Annotated in this window: 18 protein-coding genes and 1 tRNA gene; 10 read left to right on the top strand and 9 right to left on the bottom strand. The window is 64.5% G+C overall.

The genetic code is table 11. From position 1 onward, the window contains the following. The first annotated feature begins 49 nt into the window (after positions 1 to 49). A complete protein-coding gene (locus ACTS1Z_RS02175) occupies positions 50 to 1384 on the top strand; it encodes a hypothetical protein (RefSeq protein WP_442622793.1) in 1335 nt (444 codons plus the stop codon). 9 nt (positions 1385 to 1393) lie between these two features. Here ACTS1Z_RS02175 and ACTS1Z_RS02170 read toward each other — a convergent pair whose 3' ends face one another. From ACTS1Z_RS02170 to ACTS1Z_RS02155, 4 genes are all read right to left on the bottom strand, one after another. After that, on the bottom strand, positions 1394 to 1807 hold the full coding sequence (locus tag ACTS1Z_RS02170; protein ID WP_442622792.1) for a holin family protein: 414 nt from the start codon (positions 1805 to 1807) through the stop codon (positions 1394 to 1396). A gap of 135 nt (positions 1808 to 1942) precedes the next feature. Continuing rightward, positions 1943 to 2019: transfer RNA gene (locus tag ACTS1Z_RS02165), tRNA-Pro, on the bottom strand. A gap of 75 nt (positions 2020 to 2094) precedes the next feature. Continuing rightward, positions 2095 to 2781, bottom strand: a complete 687-nt coding sequence (locus tag ACTS1Z_RS02160) for a nitroreductase (RefSeq protein WP_442622791.1) — start codon at positions 2779 to 2781, stop codon at positions 2095 to 2097. Positions 2782 to 2784: 3 nt separating this feature from the next. Next, positions 2785 to 3102 (bottom strand): putative quinol monooxygenase, encoded by a 318-nt coding sequence (locus tag ACTS1Z_RS02155; protein ID WP_442622790.1) that lies wholly within the window; start codon positions 3100 to 3102, stop codon positions 2785 to 2787. Positions 3103 to 3271: 169 nt separating this feature from the next. On the opposite strand from ACTS1Z_RS02155, the gene yajC reads away from it, so the two are divergent. Genes yajC through ACTS1Z_RS02135 form a run of 4 tightly spaced genes read left to right on the top strand, consistent with a single transcriptional unit; the run spans position 3272 to position 6578 of the window. Continuing rightward, positions 3272 to 3595, top strand: a complete 324-nt coding sequence (gene yajC / locus ACTS1Z_RS02150) for a preprotein translocase subunit YajC (protein ID WP_442622789.1) — start codon at positions 3272 to 3274, stop codon at positions 3593 to 3595. 15 nt (positions 3596 to 3610) lie between these two features. Beyond that, on the top strand, positions 3611 to 5215 hold the full coding sequence (gene secD / locus ACTS1Z_RS02145) for a protein translocase subunit SecD (RefSeq protein WP_442622788.1): 1605 nt from the start codon (positions 3611 to 3613) through the stop codon (positions 5213 to 5215). Then, on the top strand, positions 5215 to 6192 hold the full coding sequence (secF, locus tag ACTS1Z_RS02140; protein WP_442622787.1) for a protein translocase subunit SecF: 978 nt from the start codon (positions 5215 to 5217) through the stop codon (positions 6190 to 6192). The genes secD and secF overlap by 1 nt, the downstream gene beginning before the upstream one ends. Then, complete coding sequence (locus ACTS1Z_RS02135) at positions 6192 to 6578, top strand: Mth938-like domain-containing protein (RefSeq protein WP_442622786.1); 387 nt, start codon at positions 6192 to 6194, stop codon at positions 6576 to 6578. The genes secF and ACTS1Z_RS02135 overlap by 1 nt, the downstream gene beginning before the upstream one ends. Here ACTS1Z_RS02135 and ACTS1Z_RS02130 read toward each other — a convergent pair. Continuing rightward, a complete protein-coding gene (locus ACTS1Z_RS02130) occupies positions 6558 to 7724 on the bottom strand; it encodes a glycosyltransferase (RefSeq protein WP_442622785.1) in 1167 nt (388 codons plus the stop codon). The genes ACTS1Z_RS02135 and ACTS1Z_RS02130 overlap by 21 nt on opposite strands. A gap of 102 nt (positions 7725 to 7826) precedes the next feature. Between ACTS1Z_RS02130 and ACTS1Z_RS02125 the strand changes: the two genes are divergently transcribed. From ACTS1Z_RS02125 to ligA, 4 genes are all read left to right on the top strand, one after another. Continuing rightward, a complete protein-coding gene (locus ACTS1Z_RS02125; protein WP_442622784.1) occupies positions 7827 to 8627 on the top strand; it encodes an outer membrane protein assembly factor BamD in 801 nt (266 codons plus the stop codon). Positions 8628 to 8667: 40 nt separating this feature from the next. Further along, on the top strand, positions 8668 to 10329 hold the full coding sequence (gene recN / locus ACTS1Z_RS02120) for a DNA repair protein RecN (protein ID WP_442622783.1): 1662 nt from the start codon (positions 8668 to 8670) through the stop codon (positions 10327 to 10329). 61 nt (positions 10330 to 10390) lie between these two features. Next, positions 10391 to 10771: a putative quinol monooxygenase gene (locus ACTS1Z_RS02115; protein WP_442622782.1), complete on the top strand. Its 381-nt coding sequence runs from the start codon at positions 10391 to 10393 to the stop codon at positions 10769 to 10771. 49 nt (positions 10772 to 10820) lie between these two features. Next, complete coding sequence (ligA, locus tag ACTS1Z_RS02110; RefSeq protein WP_442622781.1) at positions 10821 to 12953, top strand: NAD-dependent DNA ligase LigA; 2133 nt, start codon at positions 10821 to 10823, stop codon at positions 12951 to 12953. Positions 12954 to 13124: 171 nt separating this feature from the next. Here the strand turns inward: ligA and ACTS1Z_RS02105 are convergent, their stop codons facing one another. Continuing rightward, on the bottom strand, positions 13125 to 13844 hold the full coding sequence (locus ACTS1Z_RS02105) for a TIGR02117 family protein (RefSeq protein ID WP_442622780.1): 720 nt from the start codon (positions 13842 to 13844) through the stop codon (positions 13125 to 13127). Positions 13845 to 13879: 35 nt separating this feature from the next. Between ACTS1Z_RS02105 and phhA the strand changes: the two genes are divergently transcribed. Then, the gene (gene phhA / locus ACTS1Z_RS02100; RefSeq protein ID WP_442622779.1) at positions 13880 to 14761 is read left to right on the top strand and encodes a phenylalanine 4-monooxygenase; all 882 of its coding nucleotides are present in this window, start codon (positions 13880 to 13882) and stop codon (positions 14759 to 14761) included. On the opposite strand, the gene ACTS1Z_RS02095 is transcribed toward phhA, so the two are convergent. From ACTS1Z_RS02095 to ACTS1Z_RS02085, 3 genes are read right to left on the bottom strand one after another with little or no spacing between them, the layout of a single operon-like run. Beyond that, positions 14706 to 15665 carry a 50S ribosomal protein L11 methyltransferase gene (locus ACTS1Z_RS02095; protein ID WP_442622833.1) on the bottom strand — a complete coding sequence of 320 codons (960 nt, stop codon included), beginning with the start codon at positions 15663 to 15665 and terminating at the stop codon, positions 14706 to 14708. The two genes, phhA and ACTS1Z_RS02095, sit on opposite strands and share 56 nt — an antisense overlap. Next, positions 15637 to 16359, bottom strand: a complete 723-nt coding sequence (locus tag ACTS1Z_RS02090; protein WP_442622778.1) for an SDR family NAD(P)-dependent oxidoreductase — start codon at positions 16357 to 16359, stop codon at positions 15637 to 15639. Before ACTS1Z_RS02090 ends, ACTS1Z_RS02095 begins: the two co-directional genes overlap by 29 nt. A gap of 39 nt (positions 16360 to 16398) precedes the next feature. After that, positions 16399 to 17715 (bottom strand): methyl-accepting chemotaxis protein, encoded by a 1317-nt coding sequence (locus tag ACTS1Z_RS02085; RefSeq protein WP_442622777.1) that lies wholly within the window; start codon positions 17713 to 17715, stop codon positions 16399 to 16401. Between the last annotated feature and the right edge of the window lie 36 nt (positions 17716 to 17751).

Genomic DNA, 17751 nt, shown 5'->3' with positions numbered 1-17751 from the left:
CGGCCGGCCGGGGGTGGCATATCTGGCTGCGAATGCCCATTGAAGTGGCATGGCCGATACCGAACACCCGTCATCCATCGCCTATCGCGCACCGGCTCCGCCGGACCGGTCCGCTCGCCTTTCGGGCATCGCCGATGCCGTCGATCGCGGCAATGAAGCGACGCATTTCGTGCCCTTCCGCGACGGCTATTGCGAAACGCCGGTCGTCACGATCCCCGACGAAATACTGCTCTATCGCGCGGACAACGGCCGGCTCTTCGCGGAACTCGTTGCCGCGGGCGTATCGCGCGAACAGCGGAACGACGAGGCGCAGCAGCAGTTGCTGCACGGACTGCTTCTGGAAAAAGCGCAGGATCCGGCCGGCCCGATCTTCCAGGAACTCGAACGGCACGCCAAGCAGACCGAGCCGCTTTTGATCGCGGCCGACGGCGTGATCGTCAACGGCAATCGGCGGCTCGCCAGCATGCGCGAACTTCGCGCGCGGGAGCCGGAACGCTTCGCCGGTTTCGACAATGTGTCGGTCGCGGTGCTGCCCGATACGATGTCGCATGAGGACATCGAGTTTATCGAGTCGGCGCTGCAGCTCGCGCCCGATCTCAAGCTCGATTACAGCTGGACCAACCGCCGCCTTAAGCTGCGCGACCATGTCGAGCGGATGCCGATGGGCGAAGAGGCGATCGTCGCGGCCTATCGGTTCGAGGACGCCTCGGCCATCGACCGCGAACTCGCGGAACTGGCGCTGGCCGAAGCCTATATGCGCTACGCGGGTGCGTCCGGCGACTACACGCTGGTCGGCGGCATGGAAGAGCCGCTGACCGCCATGCATCGGGAGCTCAACGTTTTCGAAAACCGCAAGGTGATCGATCTCTGGACGCTGGCCGGTTTCGCCATGCTGTATGCGCGCGAGTCGCTCGACCGGCCGCCCGAGCAGTATTTTCCGTTCACTCGCCCGGTGCCGTTCGAACTCGTCCATTGGGTGTTGCGCACGCTGGCCGAAGAGGAAGGGCTGGTCGCGCCCCAAGCGGCTGGCGAAAATCGCCCCGTCGACCAGATGATCGTCGACGGACTCACGCCGGTTTTGCGCGACGCCGGCAATGCCGAGCGGCTGGCCAAGACCGTGTGCGCGCTCAGCGACCGGCTTCGTGCCGATGCCGAGCATGCGATCGGCGCCGCACAGACGCTCGCCCATCTGAGCAAGGCGACGAAGAGCCTCCAGAAGCTCGATCCGGCGACCGTATCGGTCACGCAGTCGCGCGAAATCCGCGCGCAGTTGCTGGCATTGCTCGACTATATGGAGGCTTTCCGGTCGCCCGATGCCGCGCGGACGTCGGGCGAGGACGAGCACCGGAAGGGTATGCTCGGGCGGCTCTTCGGCCGCGAATGACGTTCGGCCCTAGCGGTCGACGCCCTTGATCTTGCCCCATTGGCGGGCGGCCGTATAGCCCAGATAGCCGGTGCCGAAGAGCGCGTAGAGCGGCTCGGGTATGCCTTCGAGATAGGCGTTCATCCCGGCTGCGATATTGTGTGCGGCTTCGGGCCGGACGGCGGCGAGCAGCCCCATCGGCAAGGCCCAGAGCAGCAACACGTACATCACGTAGAGAAAGCTCGGCCGGGCACGGCTCGTCCAGGGGTCGGGCGACTGCGCCTCGGCAATGATCGCCGACATCTGGGTGCGGATCGTCTCGGCCGCCTGGGTGCCTTCGAGTTTCAGCAGTTCGAGCTTCGCGCGGTCGCGCGCGTCGCGGTCGGGCAGGACACGGTCGATAACGGTGGTCAGCGGCCCGAGCAGGCCGGACAGGATGGACATCATCTTTCTCCTCGGTACGAATCGAGTATCGAGAATAACCTATATGGTTACGTGTAGGACAGCGCTTTCACGACAGCGGGCGCGCGGGGCATTGCGCCGCACTGCGCCGATCACCGATTTCAGGAGGAGAAAGGCTGGTCGGGGCGACTGGATTCGAACCAGCGACCTCCACACCCCCAGTATGATGCGCTACCAGGCTGCGCTACGCCCCGACCAAGGGGGCGCGATGTAAATCCGATATGCGCGCAATGCAAGCGCGCTTCCGTGAATCCGGATATGCCGCGACGCTATGCGCCGATGAAGGTGGTGAACTCCGACACCGGTACGCGGTCGGTCCTCAGGCTGTTGATCGGCGCATCGGGATCGTGATGGCCGAGCGCCATGCCGCAATAGAGCATGTGGCTGTCGGGAACTCCGAGCCAGGGGCGCAGCATTTCGTGCAGAACGGCCCAGGCTTCCTGCGGACAGCTGTCGATCCCTTCGGCCTGGGCGGCGAGCATCAGCGTCTGGATGAACATGCCGAGATGCGCCATCTGCCCGTTGCCGACGGCGAGCGCCCGGTCGATCGTGAAGAACAGCCCGACCGGCGCGTCGAAGAACCGGAAATTGGCCGCCATCTGCATCATCCGCCCGGCCTTGTCGTCCCGTGCGATGCCGGCCGCGCCGAACATCTCATCGGCGTTGCGCATCCGGCGCTCCGTATGCGTCTCGCTCATTCCCGCCGGGTAGATTTCGAATTCGGCCGCACCGAGATCGACGCCGCCGGCAATGGCTTCGAGCGCGCGTTCTTTCAGCTCAGCGAGTTTCTCGCCCATCACGACATAGACAGTCCAGGGCTGCATATTGCTGCCCGAAGGCGAACGGCTTGCCAATGCGAGCAGGCGCTCGACGGTTTCGCGCGCGATGGGCGTATCGAGAAAGGCGCGCCGCGACTGGCGCGCATTGATGGCCTCCGAAACGGTGAGTTCCGCCATGGCTCAATCGTCGCCCAGCAATGTGCGGCCGGGCTCGGCCGTATAGCTTTTGACGCTCACGCCGGTGATCTTGGCGCCGGATAGCGCCGCGTTGAACGTCGCCATATGCGGGGCTTTGAAATGCGCGTCGAGCGCCGCCTGGTCTTCCCAGATCTCGGCGATCCGCATCACGTCGGGCTCTTCGAGGGCGCGGCCATAGGCGTAGCTGATGCAGCCCGGTTCCTTCCGCGTTTCTGCGATCATGGCGGTGGCGGCATCGTGCAGCCTGTCCAGCTCGCCGGGTTCCATCCGCACCCATCCTTCGACGATAATCATCGGCATTCCCTCCCTCGTGTTTTCGGCGCCACTGCTAGCGCCGGGCAGAGCGGATGCAAATAAATTCGCCGGCGATGGATGGCAGTTGCGCGAAACGCACCTTAGGTGATAGAGGCGCGCCACTTACATGGGGCGTTAATGTGACGCCCGATCCACCAGCTTACAGGTCCGCATCATGTCCGCCACACCCGTTCTCGCCGCAGCCGCGCCATCCGGAGGCGCGGGCGCTTTCATTATTCAGCTCGTACCGCTGATCCTGATCTTCGTGATTTTCTGGTTCCTGCTGATCCGCCCGCAGCAAAAGCGCATGAAGGATCATCGTGCGATGATCGACGCGGTGAAGCGCGGCGACAGGGTCGTTACGGGTGGCGGGCTGCTCGGCAAGGTCACGAAGGTCAAGGACGACGAGGTCGAAATCGACCTCGGCGGCGGCCAGAAGGTAACGGCGATCAAGGCGACGCTTTCCGACGTTCGCAATCCCAGCGCAGCCAACGATTAAGGCGTATAGCTACCGATGAACGATTTTCCGACATGGAAGGTCTGGATGCTCACGGCGCTGCTCGTCGTCGGCGTGTTGACGGCCGTACCCAGCATGCTGAACGAAGAGCAGCGGTCCTACATCCCCGATTTCCTGCCGCAGCCGACGATCAATCTCGGCCTCGATCTGTCGGGCGGGGTGCATATCCTGCTCGAGGCGCAGACCGAGGAGTTCGAGGAGCAGCGGCTCCAGACCATGTCGGACCGGATCGAAGACGCGATGGAGGACGATGGGCCCGAGATCGACATTGGCGGCCTGTCGCGCAGCGGCGGCGAGATCAGCTTCACGGTACGTGACGAAGCGGATCTCGACGACGCGATGGAGCGCGTTCGTGCGCTGACCCAGCCGGTCGGCTTCACCGGCGAACGCGATTTCAGCGTCGAGAATGAGGATTCGCTGACCGTCGTCGTCCGGCCGACCGAGACCGGCACGGCCGAGGCCGTCAACACGGCCGTCGAAACCGCGACCGAGGTCGTCCGCACCCGGATCGACGAACTCGGCACGCGCGAACCCACGATCATCCGCCAGGGCGCCGAGCGCATCGTCGTGCAGGTGCCCGGGCTCGACAGTCCGGAATCGCTGATGAGCCTGCTCGGCCGCACGGCCAGCCTCGAATTTCGCATGGTCAATTACGAGGCCGATCCCAATATGGCGTTGGCCTGCCAGGCACCGATCGGCAGCGAGGCGTTGCCCTATGCCAATCAGGACGAGGGCACGGGCTGCGTCATCGTCCAGCGCCGCGTAATGGTGTCGGGCGATCAGCTTGTTAACGCGCAGCAAGGCTTCGATCAGCGCACCGGCGAAGTGACCGTCAACCTGACCTTCGACGGGGCGGGCGGCCGCGCTTTCGGCCGGGTGACGCAGGAAAATGTCGGTCGGCCCTTTGCAATCATCCTCGACGGAGAAGTGCTCTCCGCACCCAATATCAACGAACCCATTCTCGGCGGCAACGCGCAGATTACCGGCAGCTTCTCGGTGCAATCGGCCAACGAACTCGCAATCGCGCTGCGCTCCGGCCGCCTGCCGGTCGAGCTGGCGGTGATCGAAAACCGTACGGTCGGTCCGGAACTGGGCGCCGATTCGATCCGTCTCGGCGGCCTTGCCGGGCTCATCGCCGCAGTTGCCGTGATGAGCTTCATGTTTGTTACATATGGCCGGTTCGGGATCTATTCGAACATCGCCCTGATCCTGAACCTCACGCTCGTCCTGGCGATCATGGCCATGATGGATGCAACGCTCACCCTGCCGGGCATCGCCGGCTTCGTGCTCACCATCGGTGCGGCCGTCGATGCGAACGTGCTCATCAACGAGCGGATACGCGAGGAACAGAGACGCGGGCGGAAGATCATAGACGCCGTGCAGATGGGTTATAAGGAAGCCAGCCGCGCGATCTTCGACGCGAACATCACCAACTTTATCGGCGGCGCGTTGATGTTTTCCTTCGGCTCGGGGCCGGTGCGCGGCTTTGCCGTCGTGCTTGTCATCGGTATCATCACTTCGGTCTTCACCGCGGTGACGATCACACGGATGATGGTGTCCGTCTGGATCAAGAATAAACGGCCCAAGGAGCTCGTGGTCTGATGCGCCTTCTCAAGCTCGTTCCCGAGAATACCAATATCGGCTTTCTCAAATGGCGGAACATCGCCATCGCGATCTCGATCATCCTCACGGTCGCGTCGATCGCGCTGACGGTGACGCGCGGCCTGAACTTCGGCGTCGATTTCGCCGGCGGTCAGATGATCCAGGCGACCTTTACCGAGGACCAAGAGGCGCCGGTCGTCCAACTCCGCGAGGATATTGCCGCCCTCGATATCGAGGGCGCGTCGATCCAGCGTTTCGGCGAACCCAACCAGGTCTCGATCCGCATGCGTGTGACCGAGGGTGCGGACGACGATCCGGAACTGGCAAACGCTGTATCCGAACGCGTGACGCAAATGATGGAAGCCGAATATCCGGGCGTGCGGATCGATTCGGTGGACTCCGTATCGGGCAAGGTGTCGGACGAACTGTTCCGGGCCGGCGCGCTGGCGCTGGGTCTCGCGATGGTGGCGATCGCGCTTTACATCTGGCTGCGGTTCGAGTGGCAGTTCGGCGTCGGCGCGCTGTTCGCGCTGTTTCACGACGTCGCGCTTACTTTCGGTTTCTTCGCGCTGACCCAGCTCGAATTCAATCTCAACATCGTTGCCGCGCTGCTGACGATCATCGGCTACTCGCTCAACGATACGATCGTGGTCTACGACCGGATTCGGGAGAATCTGCGGAAATATCGTAAGATGGAGATCGTGCCGCTGCTCGACCTCTCGGTGAACGAAACGCTGGCTCGCACGGTCATGACCAGCTTGACCATGGTCATCGCGCTGGTCGTGCTCATCTGGGTCGGACCCGAAGTCCTGTTCGGTTTCACGGCCGCGATGCTGCTCGGCATCTTCATCGGGACCTATAGCTCGGTCTATATGGCCGCGCCGATCCTGATCTGGCTCAAGGTCGGCCCGGATACCTTCGTGCCTGTCGAGACCGGCGACGGCCCGAAAGTCCATAAGGAGGGCTACGGCCGCTAATGGTTTCGCTGAAGCGCGAAGGTCCCGCCTCCGGCCCGGTCATCACGGGCTTTGCCGGTTCGGGTTTTCGCGTCGACGAAGAGATCATCGATAGCGGTTTGTGGCTGACTCCCGAATGGGCGCAACCCTGGGGCCTGTCCGATATCGGCGCGCTGGATGTCGGTATGCTCGAACCGTTGCTGTCCATTGATCCGTTGCCGGAGTTTCTGTTGCTCGGGACCGGCGCGAGCCTCACGCGGCCGTCATCCGCTTTCGTAGCCGCACTCGAGGCGCGGGATATCGGGGTGGAAGCGATGGACAGCCGGGCGGCTGCTCGCAGCTGGGGCTTGCTCCGCAGCGAAGAGCGCTGGTTCGTGGCTGCGCTTTTACCGCTCGACCAGAGCTGACAGATGCGCGAACAGCGCGTCGCTGTTCCGCTCCCATGAAAATCGATCGACCGTGGCGCGAACCGCGTCCTGATCCGGCGGGTCGGCGAGGATCCGTCGGATCGCGACAGCGATCGCGGCCGGTTCTCGTGCGACGATCTCACCAGCCTCGGGCCGATCGATCAGTTCCGCCGCGCCGCCTGCCTCGCTGATGACGATAGGCGTGCCGCACGCAAGCGCCTCGACCCATGCATTCGCCAGCCCTTCCGATGTGGAGGGGAGCGCCATCACGTCCGCTGTCGCGAGTAGTGCGGCGACCTCCGCGTGCGGCAGGTTTCCGGGCATGCGCACCCGGTCGCCGAGGCCCGACGCGCTGATCCGCTCTTCCAGCATGCGCCGATCCGAACCCTCGCCGATACACCATAGGGTTGCATCGGAAATGTCGCGCAACGCGTCGATCACGAGCCGCTGGCCCTTGCGTGGAATCAGCGCGCCGACCGTGACGATCAGCGGTCCCGTTATCCCGAGCCTTGCCTTTTCGGCCGCCCGGTCGACGGGACGGAACAGCTCTTTGTCGATGCCGGTGTAATGGACCGCGATCTTGTCCGCGGCCATGCCGAGCCCGACCATATCGGCTTTGAGAGCGGCGCTGACCGCGAGCAGTCCGCCCGCCTCCCTTCCGGCATCCAGCACCTGGCCGGCGCAGCCCGGCTTGCTGCCCCAATAATGGATGTCCGCGCCGCGTGCCTTTACCGAGAAGGGGACGGCGAAATCTTTGGCGAGCCGCATCGCCGCCGGGCCGTCCGGATAGAAGAATTCCGCATCGATCACATCGAACGCGAAGCTTTCGCGGATCGCGCGAAGCAGCGGCCCGACCGACCGCGCAACCGCGCCGGGAGCGAGCGGGCCGCCGATCTCGGGGATCACGGTGAAGCGCGGCCGGTGGACGATGACGCCCTTCCATTCCTCGCGTTCGGGAACGGCCGCGAAGGGCCGGTAGCGGGCATGGCTGCGCAGTGGCCAGGGCGGCACCCCGATCGGCGCCACGACCTGCAGCTCGACATTGTCGCGCGCGGCGAGCGTCAACGTCTGGCGCTCGACGAAACTCCCGAAAGTCGGCCGCGACGCGTCGGGAAACAGGGTCGCGAGGGTGAGCACGCGGAGCATGGCCCAGCGCTATAGCCGAACATCGCGCCTGCGGAACCCTTTGCGCGATCCGGCTTACATGCTCTCTTGGCGGCGGCGATCCGCTGCGCTAGAGGCAAGGCCATGCGTATCCAGTTCCGCCCCGCAGCCACGCTTCTTGCCGCTGCCGCTCTCGTGCCGCTCGCATCGTGCGCCGGCCCGAGCGCCCAAACCCGCGCCGACACCCAATATGTCGCGCGCGACGTCAACACGCTCTACAATCTGGGGAAAGACCGGCTTGACCGAAACCAGTACAGTATCGCAGCGGCGATCTTCTCCGAGGTCGAGCGCCAGCATCCCTATTCGCCCTGGGCGCGGCGGGCACAGCTTATGGGCGCTTTCAGCTATTATCTCGCGCGCGAATATACCGAGGCGATATCCTCGGCCCGCCGTTTCCTCTCGATCCATCCGGGCAATCGCGATGCGCCCTATGCCTATTATCTGATCGCGATCAGCTATTATGAGCAGATTTCGGACGTGACCCGCGACCAGTCGGTCACGCGCCAGGCGCAGGCGGCACTCAACGAGGTCGTCCGCCGCTATCCCGAAAGCGTCTACGCGGCCGATGCCCGGCTGAAGCTCGATCTGGTCAACGATCATCTGGCCGGCAAGGAAATGGAGATCGGCCGTTTCTACCAGCGCCGCCGCCAATGGCTGGCCGCGACCGTCCGCTTCCGCAACGTGGTCGACAGCTACGATACGACGACACATGCGCCCGAGGCGCTGATGCGGCTCACCGAAAGCTATCTCGCGCTCGGCATCGTCGAAGAAGCGCGCCGCGCCGCCGCCGTGCTCGGCAACAACTATCCGACGACGCAATGGTATGAGCGCGCTTATGAGCTCATGCAGCGCCATGGCAACGTCGCGAGCGCCAGCAGCAATTAGGGCGCTGGCCTGACCGCCAAAATCCGGTAAAAGCGGCCCGATGCTGACCGGGCTTTCCATTCGCGATGTCGTGTTGATCGAAGCGCTGGATTTGCGTTTCGAGAACGGGCTTGGCGCGCTGACCGGGGAGACGGGCGCGGGCAAGTCGATACTGCTCGATGCGTTGGGCCTGGCGCTCGGCGTGCGCGCCGATAGCGGGCTCGTGCGGCAAGGGGCCGAGCGGGCAGTCGTCAGCGCCACGTTCGACATTCCGGCGAGCCATCCGGCGGGCGCGCTGCTGACCGAGAGCGGTCTCGACGCCGAGCCGGGCGAACCGCTGATCCTGCGCCGGATCGTCAAGGCCGATGGCGGCAGCCGCGCGAGCGTCAACGACCAGCCGGTGTCCGCGGCGCTGCTGCGCGAAATCGGCGGGCTGCTCGTCGAGATTCACGGCCAGCATGACGATCGCGGGCTGCTCAACGCCAGGGGGCATCGTGCGTTGCTCGACGCTTTTGGCGATGTGGAACTGACGAAGACCGCTACGGCCTGGGCCGAATGGCGCGCTGCGGAGGACGCGCTGGCCGATGCACGCGCCGAAGCCGAGGAAGCCGAGCGCGACCGCGATTTCCTCGACCATGCCGTGAAGGAATTGCAGGCGCTCGCGCCGCAGCCGGGCGAAGAGGCCGAACTGGCCGAGGCCCGGGCGACGATGCAGAAGGGCGACCGGATTTCGGGCGATCTCAATGAGATTACCGAGCTACTCGACGGCTCCGAAGGCGGGCTTGCCAAGCTGCGTCAGGCTGCGCGCCGGGCGGACCGGATCGCCGGCGAGCATGAAGTTCTGGGCGCGGCGCTGGCCGCGCTCGATCGGGCGTTGATCGAAGCCGATCTTGCCGAAGAGAAGCTGGCCGAGGCCTCGCATATCCTCGCCTTCGATCCGGCCCGGCTGGATGAAGCGGAGACGCGGCTCTTCGATATCCGCGCGCTCGCCCGCAAGCATCGCGTGGAGCCCGATGCGCTGCCCGCGCTGGCCGAGGAGATGGCGGCAAAGCTCGAACGGATCGAGGCGGGCGGCGCGCATCTGGCGAAGTTGGAGGCGGACGTTGCGGCGAAGCGCGACGCTTATGTCGCGGCGGCCGAGGCGTTGCACGCGAAACGGATGAAGGCGGCGAAGGCGCTCGACAAAGCCGTCGCGGCCGAACTTGCCCCGCTCAAGCTCGACGCGGCGCAATTCCGCACGGCGGTCGAAACGCTGGACGAGGCGCAATGGACGGCGGACGGACAGGACCGGGTCGCCTTCGAAATCTCGACCAATCCCGGCGCGCCGTTCGGCCCTCTGGCGAAGATCGCGTCGGGCGGCGAACTCTCCCGCTTCATCCTCGCGCTGAAGGTTGCGCTGGCCGAGCAGGGCGGGGCGGCGACGATGATATTCGACGAGATCGACCGCGGCGTCGGCGGGGCTGTGGCGAGCGCGATCGGCGAACGGCTGGCGCAGCTCGCCGAGGGCGCGCAGCTCCTCGTCGTCACCCACAGCCCCCAGGTCGCTGCCCGCGCGAGCCATCAATGGCAGATCGCGAAGACGAGCGATGGACTTGTGACGCGCACCAGCGTCCAGCGGCTGGACGATACGGAGCGGCGCGAGGAAATCGCACGGATGCTGTCGGGCGCCGAGATTACCGACGAAGCCCGGGCGCAGGCAGATCGGCTGTTGGAGAGCCAATAGCGGGTTAGTCATTGTAACCGGCAACGGCGTTGCCGCGAACAGGCAATCGGGAGAGGGGATGATGAACAGTTCCAGACGCGAAGTGATAAAGCTGACCGGCGCGCTTGCTGCCGCCGTGGCGCTGGGAGCCCCCGTCAGAGCACAGGAGGGATCGACCATGTATGGACTTATCGGACAATTGATCGCGCAACCCGGAAAACGGGGCGACTTGATCGCGATCCTGTCGGCGGCGACCGGGGATATGCCGGGCAATCTCGCCTATGTGATTGCCGAAGATCACGAGAACGAAGACGCGATCTGGGTCACGGAAATCTGGGATTCCGCGGAAAGCCATGCGGCGTCTCTCGGCCTGCCCGCCATCCAACAGGCGATGGCCGAAGGCCGTCCGCTGATCGCCGGCATGGGCCATCGTTTCGAAACCACGCCGGTGGCTGGCGTCTGAGCGAAAATTCGCTGTCCAATGCGTCCGGCCGCTGGCATTGTCCCGGCCGATGAGCGAGGACGAGATTACCGAAGCCGAGGCCGCGAACGAATTGATGCGGCTGGCGAAGCAGATCGCCAAACATAACCGGCTTTATCATACCGAGGATTCGCCCGAGATTTCGGACGCGGACTATGATGCCCTCGTCCGGCGCAATGCGGAACTCGAAGAGCAGTTCCCGCATCTGGTGCGCGAGGACAGCCCGTCGAAACAGGTCGGTGCGGCCGTCGCCGCATCGCCGCTGTCCAAGGTGCAGCATGCGCAGCGCCTCTATTCGCTCGATAACGGATTCTCGGACGAGGACATCGCCGAATGGCTGGCGCGCGTCCGCCGCTATCTGAGCCTCGCCGAGGACGAGCCTGTCGCGGTGACGGCGGAGGACAAGATCGACGGGCTGTCGCTCTCGATCCGCTACGAGGATCGCAAACTCGTGCTCGCGGCGACGCGGGGGGACGGCGAGGTCGGCGAGGATGTGACGGCCAATGCCCGCACCATCGCCGATATCCCGGACACGCTGCCCGCCGATACGCCCGATATCTTCGAGGTCCGCGGCGAGGTTTACATGTCGAAACAGGCCTTTGCCGATCTCAATGCGCGGCAGGAAGCGGCGGACGAGAAGATTTACGCCAATCCCCGCAACGCCGCGGCGGGCTCGCTGCGCCAGCTCGATGCGTCGGTGACGGAGAGCCGCAACCTCAACTTTTTCGCCCATGGCTGGGGCGTGGCTGCCGATGTGCCCGGCGGTACGCAGATGGCGGTGATGGAGGCGATGCGGGCCTGGGGCATCCCCGTTTCCGACCGGCTGGTTCGGGTCGACACGCTCGGCGCGCTGCTCGACCAGTATCGCGCCATCGAACAGGACCGCGCGGACATGCCCTATGATATCGACGGCGTCGTCTACAAGGTCGACCGGCTGGACTGGCAGGCGCGGCTCGGCTTCGTCGCCAAGGCGCCGCGCTGGGCGCTCGCGCATAAATTCCCGGCCGAGCGCGCCGAAACGACGCTCGAAGCCATCGATATCCAGGTCGGGCGCACGGGCAAGCTGACGCCGGTCGGGCGGCTGACGCCGGTCACGGTCGGCGGCGTGGTCGTCTCCAACGTCACGCTCCACAACCGCGACGAGATCGAGCGGCTGGGCGTCCGGCCGGGCGACCGGGTGGTGGTGCAGCGCGCGGGCGACGTCATCCCGCAGGTCGTCGAAAACCTGACGCGCGACGAAAAGCGCGACGCCTATGTCTTTCCCGACGCATGCCCGCGCTGCGGATCGGAGGCCGTCGCCGAGGAGGGCGAAGTCGATGTCCGCTGTACGGGCGGGCTGATCTGCCCGGCGCAGCAGGTCCAGCGGCTCATCCATTTCGTCAGCCGCGTCGCGCTCGATATCGATGGGCTGGGCGAAAAAAGCATCGTGGAATTTTACGAGCTCGGCTGGCTCGACAAGGGGCCGGCCGATATTTTCCGGCTGCACGAAAAACGCGAGGAGCTGCTGGCCCGCGAGGGCTGGCAGGAGAAATCGGTCGATAACCTGCTCGCGGCCATCGAGGCGCGGCGCCAGCCGGATGCGGCGCGTCTCCTGTTCGGCCTTGGCATCCGCCATATCGGCGCGGTGACGGCGCGGGACCTGCTCAAAGGGCTGGGCGATATCCGCAAGCTGCCGGACAAGGGGAGCGAGATATTCGCTTATCGGCGAGACCATCCGCAGGGCGAAGACGAATCCGACGGCAAATATCGCGACCGGCTGACCGAAGCCGTGAAGTCGATCCTCGAAGTCAGCACGGACGGGATCGGCACAGCAGCCGGTTTCGCGCTCGCCGATTTTTTCCATGAAGCTCATAACCGGGCGGCGTGGGACGATCTGTTCGGCGAGGTCGATCCGCCGCTTTACGAGGTCGAAGTCACCGAAAGCGCGGTGTCGGGCAAGACGATCGTCTTCACCGGCAAGCTTGAAACGATGAGCCGGGATGAAGCGAAGGCACAGGCGGAGCGTCTGGGCGCAAAGGCTGCCGGTTCCGTCAGCGCCAAGACGGATTTGCTCGTCGCGGGCCCGGGCGCCGGCTCGAAGCTCAAAAAGGCAGCGGAACTCGGGATCGAGGTGATCGACGAAGCCGGTTGGGCGGAAATCGTCGCGGCTGCCGCTGGGAAATGAAGGAATCCTTCCACGTCATCCCAGCTTTCGTTGTGATGACGACAGCGTTCATCGATTAGCTCCAGGAATCGCTGTCCTACAGACGTCCGGCTATGGCAATCGTGCAGTATGGCCGGCTCAGATCAGTGCATATCGTTTTCGGTCCAGAGGGGGGGACATACCGGGGCAGTGTCAACCAGTGTCAACCGGGGCATCGAACCAGCGCATCACGCCCGTGTTGAACGGCGTCCAGACGCCGATGCGTATGCCGGCGTCGCGGAGGATCGCGCCGGTCCACTCGTTGCAGGTGCGGAAGGCCGTGTACCGGCCATGCGCTTCGTAGAAGACGTCATTGGGTCCGTAAGCGCCGGCCGGTTGCGAATTCCCGTCGGCATCGAGCGCGAACTGCGCACGGATGGCGGCGGCGATCTGGACATATTGCTCGCGCGTGACCGTCAATGGGCGCAGATCGTCGGCGATTTGCGGCGCGGCGATATGATCGACATGGACGAGGCTGGCGTCGCTGCCGAACAGGGCCGTCACGGCCGTGGAAAGCCGCAGATCCGCCCAAGTCGGCGTTTCGAGATAGAAGGTCCGGTCGCCCCAGCCGAACAGCAGCCAGTCGCTCGCATAGCGGGGATCGGCCAGATGTTCGGGCCGCACGAGGTCGCTCCAGTCCGCGATGGCATTGGCGCGGGGCAGGACGAGACCCGTATGGATGCCATTGTCATGGACATAGAGCGTGACGCCGGTTTCCGGTTCGCGCCAATCGCCATTGGCGGGTATCAGCGCGCCGCCGATACCGGCGAGCGGATAGACGAGCAGCAGCAGGCCGATAATCGCAATAGTGCGGCCGATGCCGCGCAAGACCCGTTTGATCGCCTCTCTCCGCTGGATTTTGACCTCGGTCATTCGTTCTTTACGCGCTTTGATGCTATATCGTCCGCATGACAGCAGAAACACATGTTTTCGAACGCCCGCCAGAAGGCGCCGCCGAGGATTGGTCGATCCCGCAGCAATGGGCGAACTATACGGCGGAAGAGCATGAAACCTGGGACATTTTGTTCAAGCGCCAGCTCAAGCAGTTGCCGGGCCGCGCGAGCCAGGCCTTTCTCGACGGGATCGATGTCCTGAACCTGTCGAAACCGGGCATTCCGGATTTCGAAGAACTGTCCGAGCGGCTGATGAAAGCGACTGGCTGGCAGGTGATCGCCGTGCCGGGGCTCGTCCCGGACGATGTGTTCTTCGACCATCTGGCCAATCGCCGTTTCGTCGCCGGCAATTTCATCCGCGAGCGCGACCAGCTTGACTATCTGCAGGAACCCGACGTCTTTCACGACGTGTTCGGCCATGTGCCGATGCTCGCGAACCCTGTGTTCGGCGATTATATGGAGGCCTATGGCCGGGGCGGGCTGCGCGCGCTCGAATTCGACAGTCTCGACCATCTCGCACGGCTCTACTGGTATACGGTCGAATTCGGCCTGATCGACGAGCCCGAGGGCCTGCGCATCTATGGTTCGGGCATCGTGTCGAGCCATGGCGAGAGCCTGTTCGCGCTTGACGATCCGAGCCCCAACCGCATCCGCTTCGACATGAAGCGCGTGATGCAGACCAATTATCGGATCGACGATTTCCAGCAGGTCTATTTCGTGATCCCGAGCTTCGAGGAACTGCTGCGCGTGACGGTCGAGACCGATTTCGCGCCGCTCTATGACGAACTGGAAGACGCGGTCGATTACGCGCCGGACGATATCGCCGCTGGGGACGAGGTGATCACGCGCGGGACGCAGGCTTACGCCCGCGAACGCGCCGCCGCTTCTCCAGCCTGAGGATCGCCCATTCTCCGCGGTCGAGTCGTTCGCCCAGCCGGAAACGCTGGCGGCGATAGGCGGCGATCACGGCTTCGGCCTGGCTGTCCAGAAGTCCGGCGAGGACCAGCGTACCGCCCGGCGCGACAGCATTGCCGAAAGCGGGCGCCAGATCGATGAGCGGCCCGGCGAGGATATTGGCGATCAACAGGTCGTAAGGCGCGCGGGCGCGCAACCGGCGATGGACGAGCCCTGCGGCCGTCACCAGTTCGATCCGTCCGGGCCCACTGCCAAGCGCGACGGCGTTGACGGCCGCATTGTCTCTCGCCACTGCGATCGCCACCGGATCGATATCGGATGCCACAACGCGTGCCCGTGGCCATAAAGCGAGCGCCGCGAAGGCGAGTAGGCCCGTGCCGGTGCCGATATCCGCGATTTCGCGATATCGGCGGCCGGCCGATTTGAGGCCGTCCAATATGGCGAGGCAACCGGCGGTGGTCTCGTGATGGCCGGTGCCGAAGGCCTGGCCGGCGTCGATCTCGAAGGCGATGCTACCGTCGGGCACCAGATCACGATGGATCGGTGTATGGACGAAGAAGCGGCCCTCATGGATCGGCTCCAGGCCCTGCTGGCTGACGGCGACCCAGTCCTCGTCGCCGAGCCGGGTGATAAAGGCATCGTGACCGGCCGCGCTCGGCACCAGATGCATTGCGGTCGCTATCGTTTCTGCGGACGGTTCCTGCTCGAAATAGATGTCGAGCTGCCACTCGTCCGGTCGTTTCGGATCGATCTCGCTCGTCATGAGCACCGGCACAGGCTCCATCAGCGCGAACGGCGCGATATCGTCCTTGAGAATCTCCGCCTCGGCACGCGTGCAAGGCAACGTCAGCTTCCAGCTACCGGACAAAGCTCGCCCCGTTGATATCGAGCACCGCCCCGGTCATCGAGTGCGGCGCATCGAGCGCGCAGAAGCGAATCGTTTCCGCCACCTCCTCCGGCGTGGCGACCCGGCCGAGTGGGATATCGCGCAGCAATTGCTCGCCGCCGCGGCTTTCGAGATAGTCCTCGGCCATGCCGGTCATCGTGAAGCCGGGGCAGATAGCAAAGGCGAGGATGTTCTCGGCCGCATAAGCGCGCGCGATCGTCTTCGTCATCGCGACCATGCCGCCTTTCGACGCCGCATAATGCCAGTGATCCGGGCTATCGCCGCGATAGGCGGCGCGGCTCGCGACATTGACGATCCGGCCGCCCCCGCGTTCGCGGAAGTGAAGGACGGCGAGGCGGCACAGTTCGGCGCTGGCGGTGAGGTTCACGCGCAACGTCCGCTCGAAATCCGAGCGCCACGTCTCGTCATCCTGATCGATGGACGAGGCTTCGAAAATGCCGGCATTGTTGACGAGCACATCGATCCGGCCGTCCAGCAGGTCGAGTGCCGCACCCCAGGCATCTTGCGCCGCCCCCGGTACATTGAAGTCTGCGGCGATCGTCACATCGCCCTCGCGCTGTGTCGCATGCCGCGCGAGACGTGTGTCGGGCCCCGAGAGCGCGTCGGCGGCCGCCTTGCCGATACCCCGGCGCGCGCCGGTGATGAAGATATGGGTGTCGCTGGCGTCGGTCATCCGCCCTCGATAGGCGGGCCGGCGCGCGAGTGGAAGCGCTTAGCCTTCGGCCATGCGGCGGACGAACTCGCCGGTCGCGCCGGTCAGCTTCTGAAGATGGCCGTCGACACCATGAAAGCCGTCCGAAACCCGGTTGATGTCGGACGAAACACTCTCGCTGTCTTCGCGAATGGCGGCGATCGTGCCGGACATCGAATCGGCAGCAAGCGCCGTCTCGTCGACGGCGGCGGTAATCGTCGTCACGGTTTGGGCCTGCTGTTCCATCGCTTCGCGGATGCGCGTCGCGGACGCCTGGACCTCGTTGACCGTCGTGCGGATCGATTCGTTCGTTTCGACCGTCTGCGCCGTTGCCGCCTGGATCGCCGCGATCTTGTTGGCGATATCGTCGGTCGCCTGCGCCGTCTGATTGGCAAGGCTTTTCACTTCCTGCGCGACGACTGCGAAACCGCGTCCCGCATCGCCGGCACGCGCCGCCTCGATCGTCGCGTTGAGCGCGAGCAGGTTCGTTTGACCGGCGACATCGCGGATCAGGCCGAGGATCGATTCGATCGATATCGTATGTTCGGAGAGCGCCTCGCTCACGCGCACTGCTTCCTGCGCCTGTTCCGAAGCGCGCGTTGCCACGTCGGCAGACGTCTCGACCTCGCTGCGCGCCTCTTCGATGGCGCGGATGAGACCGGCCGCGGTTTGCGCCGCTTCGCGCATCGCGATCGCCGATTGTTCGGCCGCGGCAGCGACTTCGGACGCCTTGCCGAGCATTCCCTGCACCGATTTCGACGCGTCGCCGGTATTGGCGATGACCGCCATACTGTCTTCGGTCGCACTCTTGACTGTCTGCTCGATCTTCTCGCGGAAGATGCGCGTGATCTCGCGCCGTTTTTCGTCCTCCTGCTTGAACAGGAATTCGTTGATGAAAGACGCTTTGACCTCGACCTCCATTGCGGCGAATACGACCAGTGCCTGATTGAGCTTCAGGAAGCGGTCGGGATCGTCGCCGGTCTTCTCGCGGATGAGCGTCAGGACAGACTGGTTCACATAGGCGAGCGCGGCGAACAGCTGCATCGCGGAAATACCCGATTCCAAAATACGCGCGGCATTCTTCTGGGCAATCTCCACCCAGCGTTGCTCGCCCGGTTTGTTGAGCTTCTCTTTTGTATATTCGGTGGCGAAATCCACCGCTTTTTCAAGCTGTTCGGGGCTCAATGCGCGAAGCGACGGATTGATCGCGATGAAGCGCTGCCAGAATTCCTCTGCCAGAGCGCGCTCATGCCCTTCGACCAGAGCGCCGATCTGTTTCACACTGTCTTCCAGGCTTCCGTCATGGTCGAAAACCGCGATATGATCCTTGATGCTCATTAAGGCCTCGCCCGCAATAAAGTCGCGATCGACAGC

It is taken from the genome of Parasphingopyxis sp. (assembly GCF_052168295.1).
Classification (GTDB): Bacteria; Pseudomonadota; Alphaproteobacteria; order Sphingomonadales; family Sphingomonadaceae; genus Parasphingopyxis.
Note: the sequence above shows the minus strand (reverse complement) of the source record. Positions and strands in the feature narration are given on the sequence as shown.

Excerpts from the sequence above, each read along its gene's own strand:
- ACTS1Z_RS02125 (WP_442622784.1), top strand. The coding sequence starts at position 7,827 with ATGCGTATCCAGTTCCGCCCCGCAGCCACGCTTCTTGCCGCTGCCGCT.
- ACTS1Z_RS02155 (WP_442622790.1), bottom strand. The coding sequence starts at position 3,102 with ATGCCGATGATTATCGTCGAAGGATGGGTGCGGATGGAACCCGGCGAG.
- ACTS1Z_RS02090 (WP_442622778.1), bottom strand. The coding sequence starts at position 16,359 with ATGACCGACGCCAGCGACACCCATATCTTCATCACCGGCGCGCGCCGG.
- ACTS1Z_RS02130 (WP_442622785.1), bottom strand. The coding sequence starts at position 7,724 with ATGCTCCGCGTGCTCACCCTCGCGACCCTGTTTCCCGACGCGTCGCGG.
- yajC (WP_442622789.1), top strand. The coding sequence starts at position 3,272 with ATGTCCGCCACACCCGTTCTCGCCGCAGCCGCGCCATCCGGAGGCGCG.
- secF (WP_442622787.1), top strand. The coding sequence starts at position 5,215 with ATGCGCCTTCTCAAGCTCGTTCCCGAGAATACCAATATCGGCTTTCTC.
- ACTS1Z_RS02135 (WP_442622786.1), top strand. The coding sequence starts at position 6,192 with ATGGTTTCGCTGAAGCGCGAAGGTCCCGCCTCCGGCCCGGTCATCACG.
- ACTS1Z_RS02160 (WP_442622791.1), bottom strand. The coding sequence starts at position 2,781 with ATGGCGGAACTCACCGTTTCGGAGGCCATCAATGCGCGCCAGTCGCGG.
- recN (WP_442622783.1), top strand. The coding sequence starts at position 8,668 with ATGCTGACCGGGCTTTCCATTCGCGATGTCGTGTTGATCGAAGCGCTG.
- ACTS1Z_RS02085 (WP_442622777.1), bottom strand. The coding sequence starts at position 17,715 with ATGAGCATCAAGGATCATATCGCGGTTTTCGACCATGACGGAAGCCTG.
- ACTS1Z_RS02170 (WP_442622792.1), bottom strand. The coding sequence starts at position 1,807 with ATGTCCATCCTGTCCGGCCTGCTCGGGCCGCTGACCACCGTTATCGAC.
- ACTS1Z_RS02115 (WP_442622782.1), top strand. The coding sequence starts at position 10,391 with ATGAACAGTTCCAGACGCGAAGTGATAAAGCTGACCGGCGCGCTTGCT.
- secD (WP_442622788.1), top strand. The coding sequence starts at position 3,611 with ATGAACGATTTTCCGACATGGAAGGTCTGGATGCTCACGGCGCTGCTC.
- phhA (WP_442622779.1), top strand. The coding sequence starts at position 13,880 with ATGACAGCAGAAACACATGTTTTCGAACGCCCGCCAGAAGGCGCCGCC.
- ACTS1Z_RS02105 (WP_442622780.1), bottom strand. The coding sequence starts at position 13,844 with ATGACCGAGGTCAAAATCCAGCGGAGAGAGGCGATCAAACGGGTCTTG.
- ACTS1Z_RS02175 (WP_442622793.1), top strand. The coding sequence starts at position 50 with ATGGCCGATACCGAACACCCGTCATCCATCGCCTATCGCGCACCGGCT.
- ligA (WP_442622781.1), top strand. The coding sequence starts at position 10,821 with ATGAGCGAGGACGAGATTACCGAAGCCGAGGCCGCGAACGAATTGATG.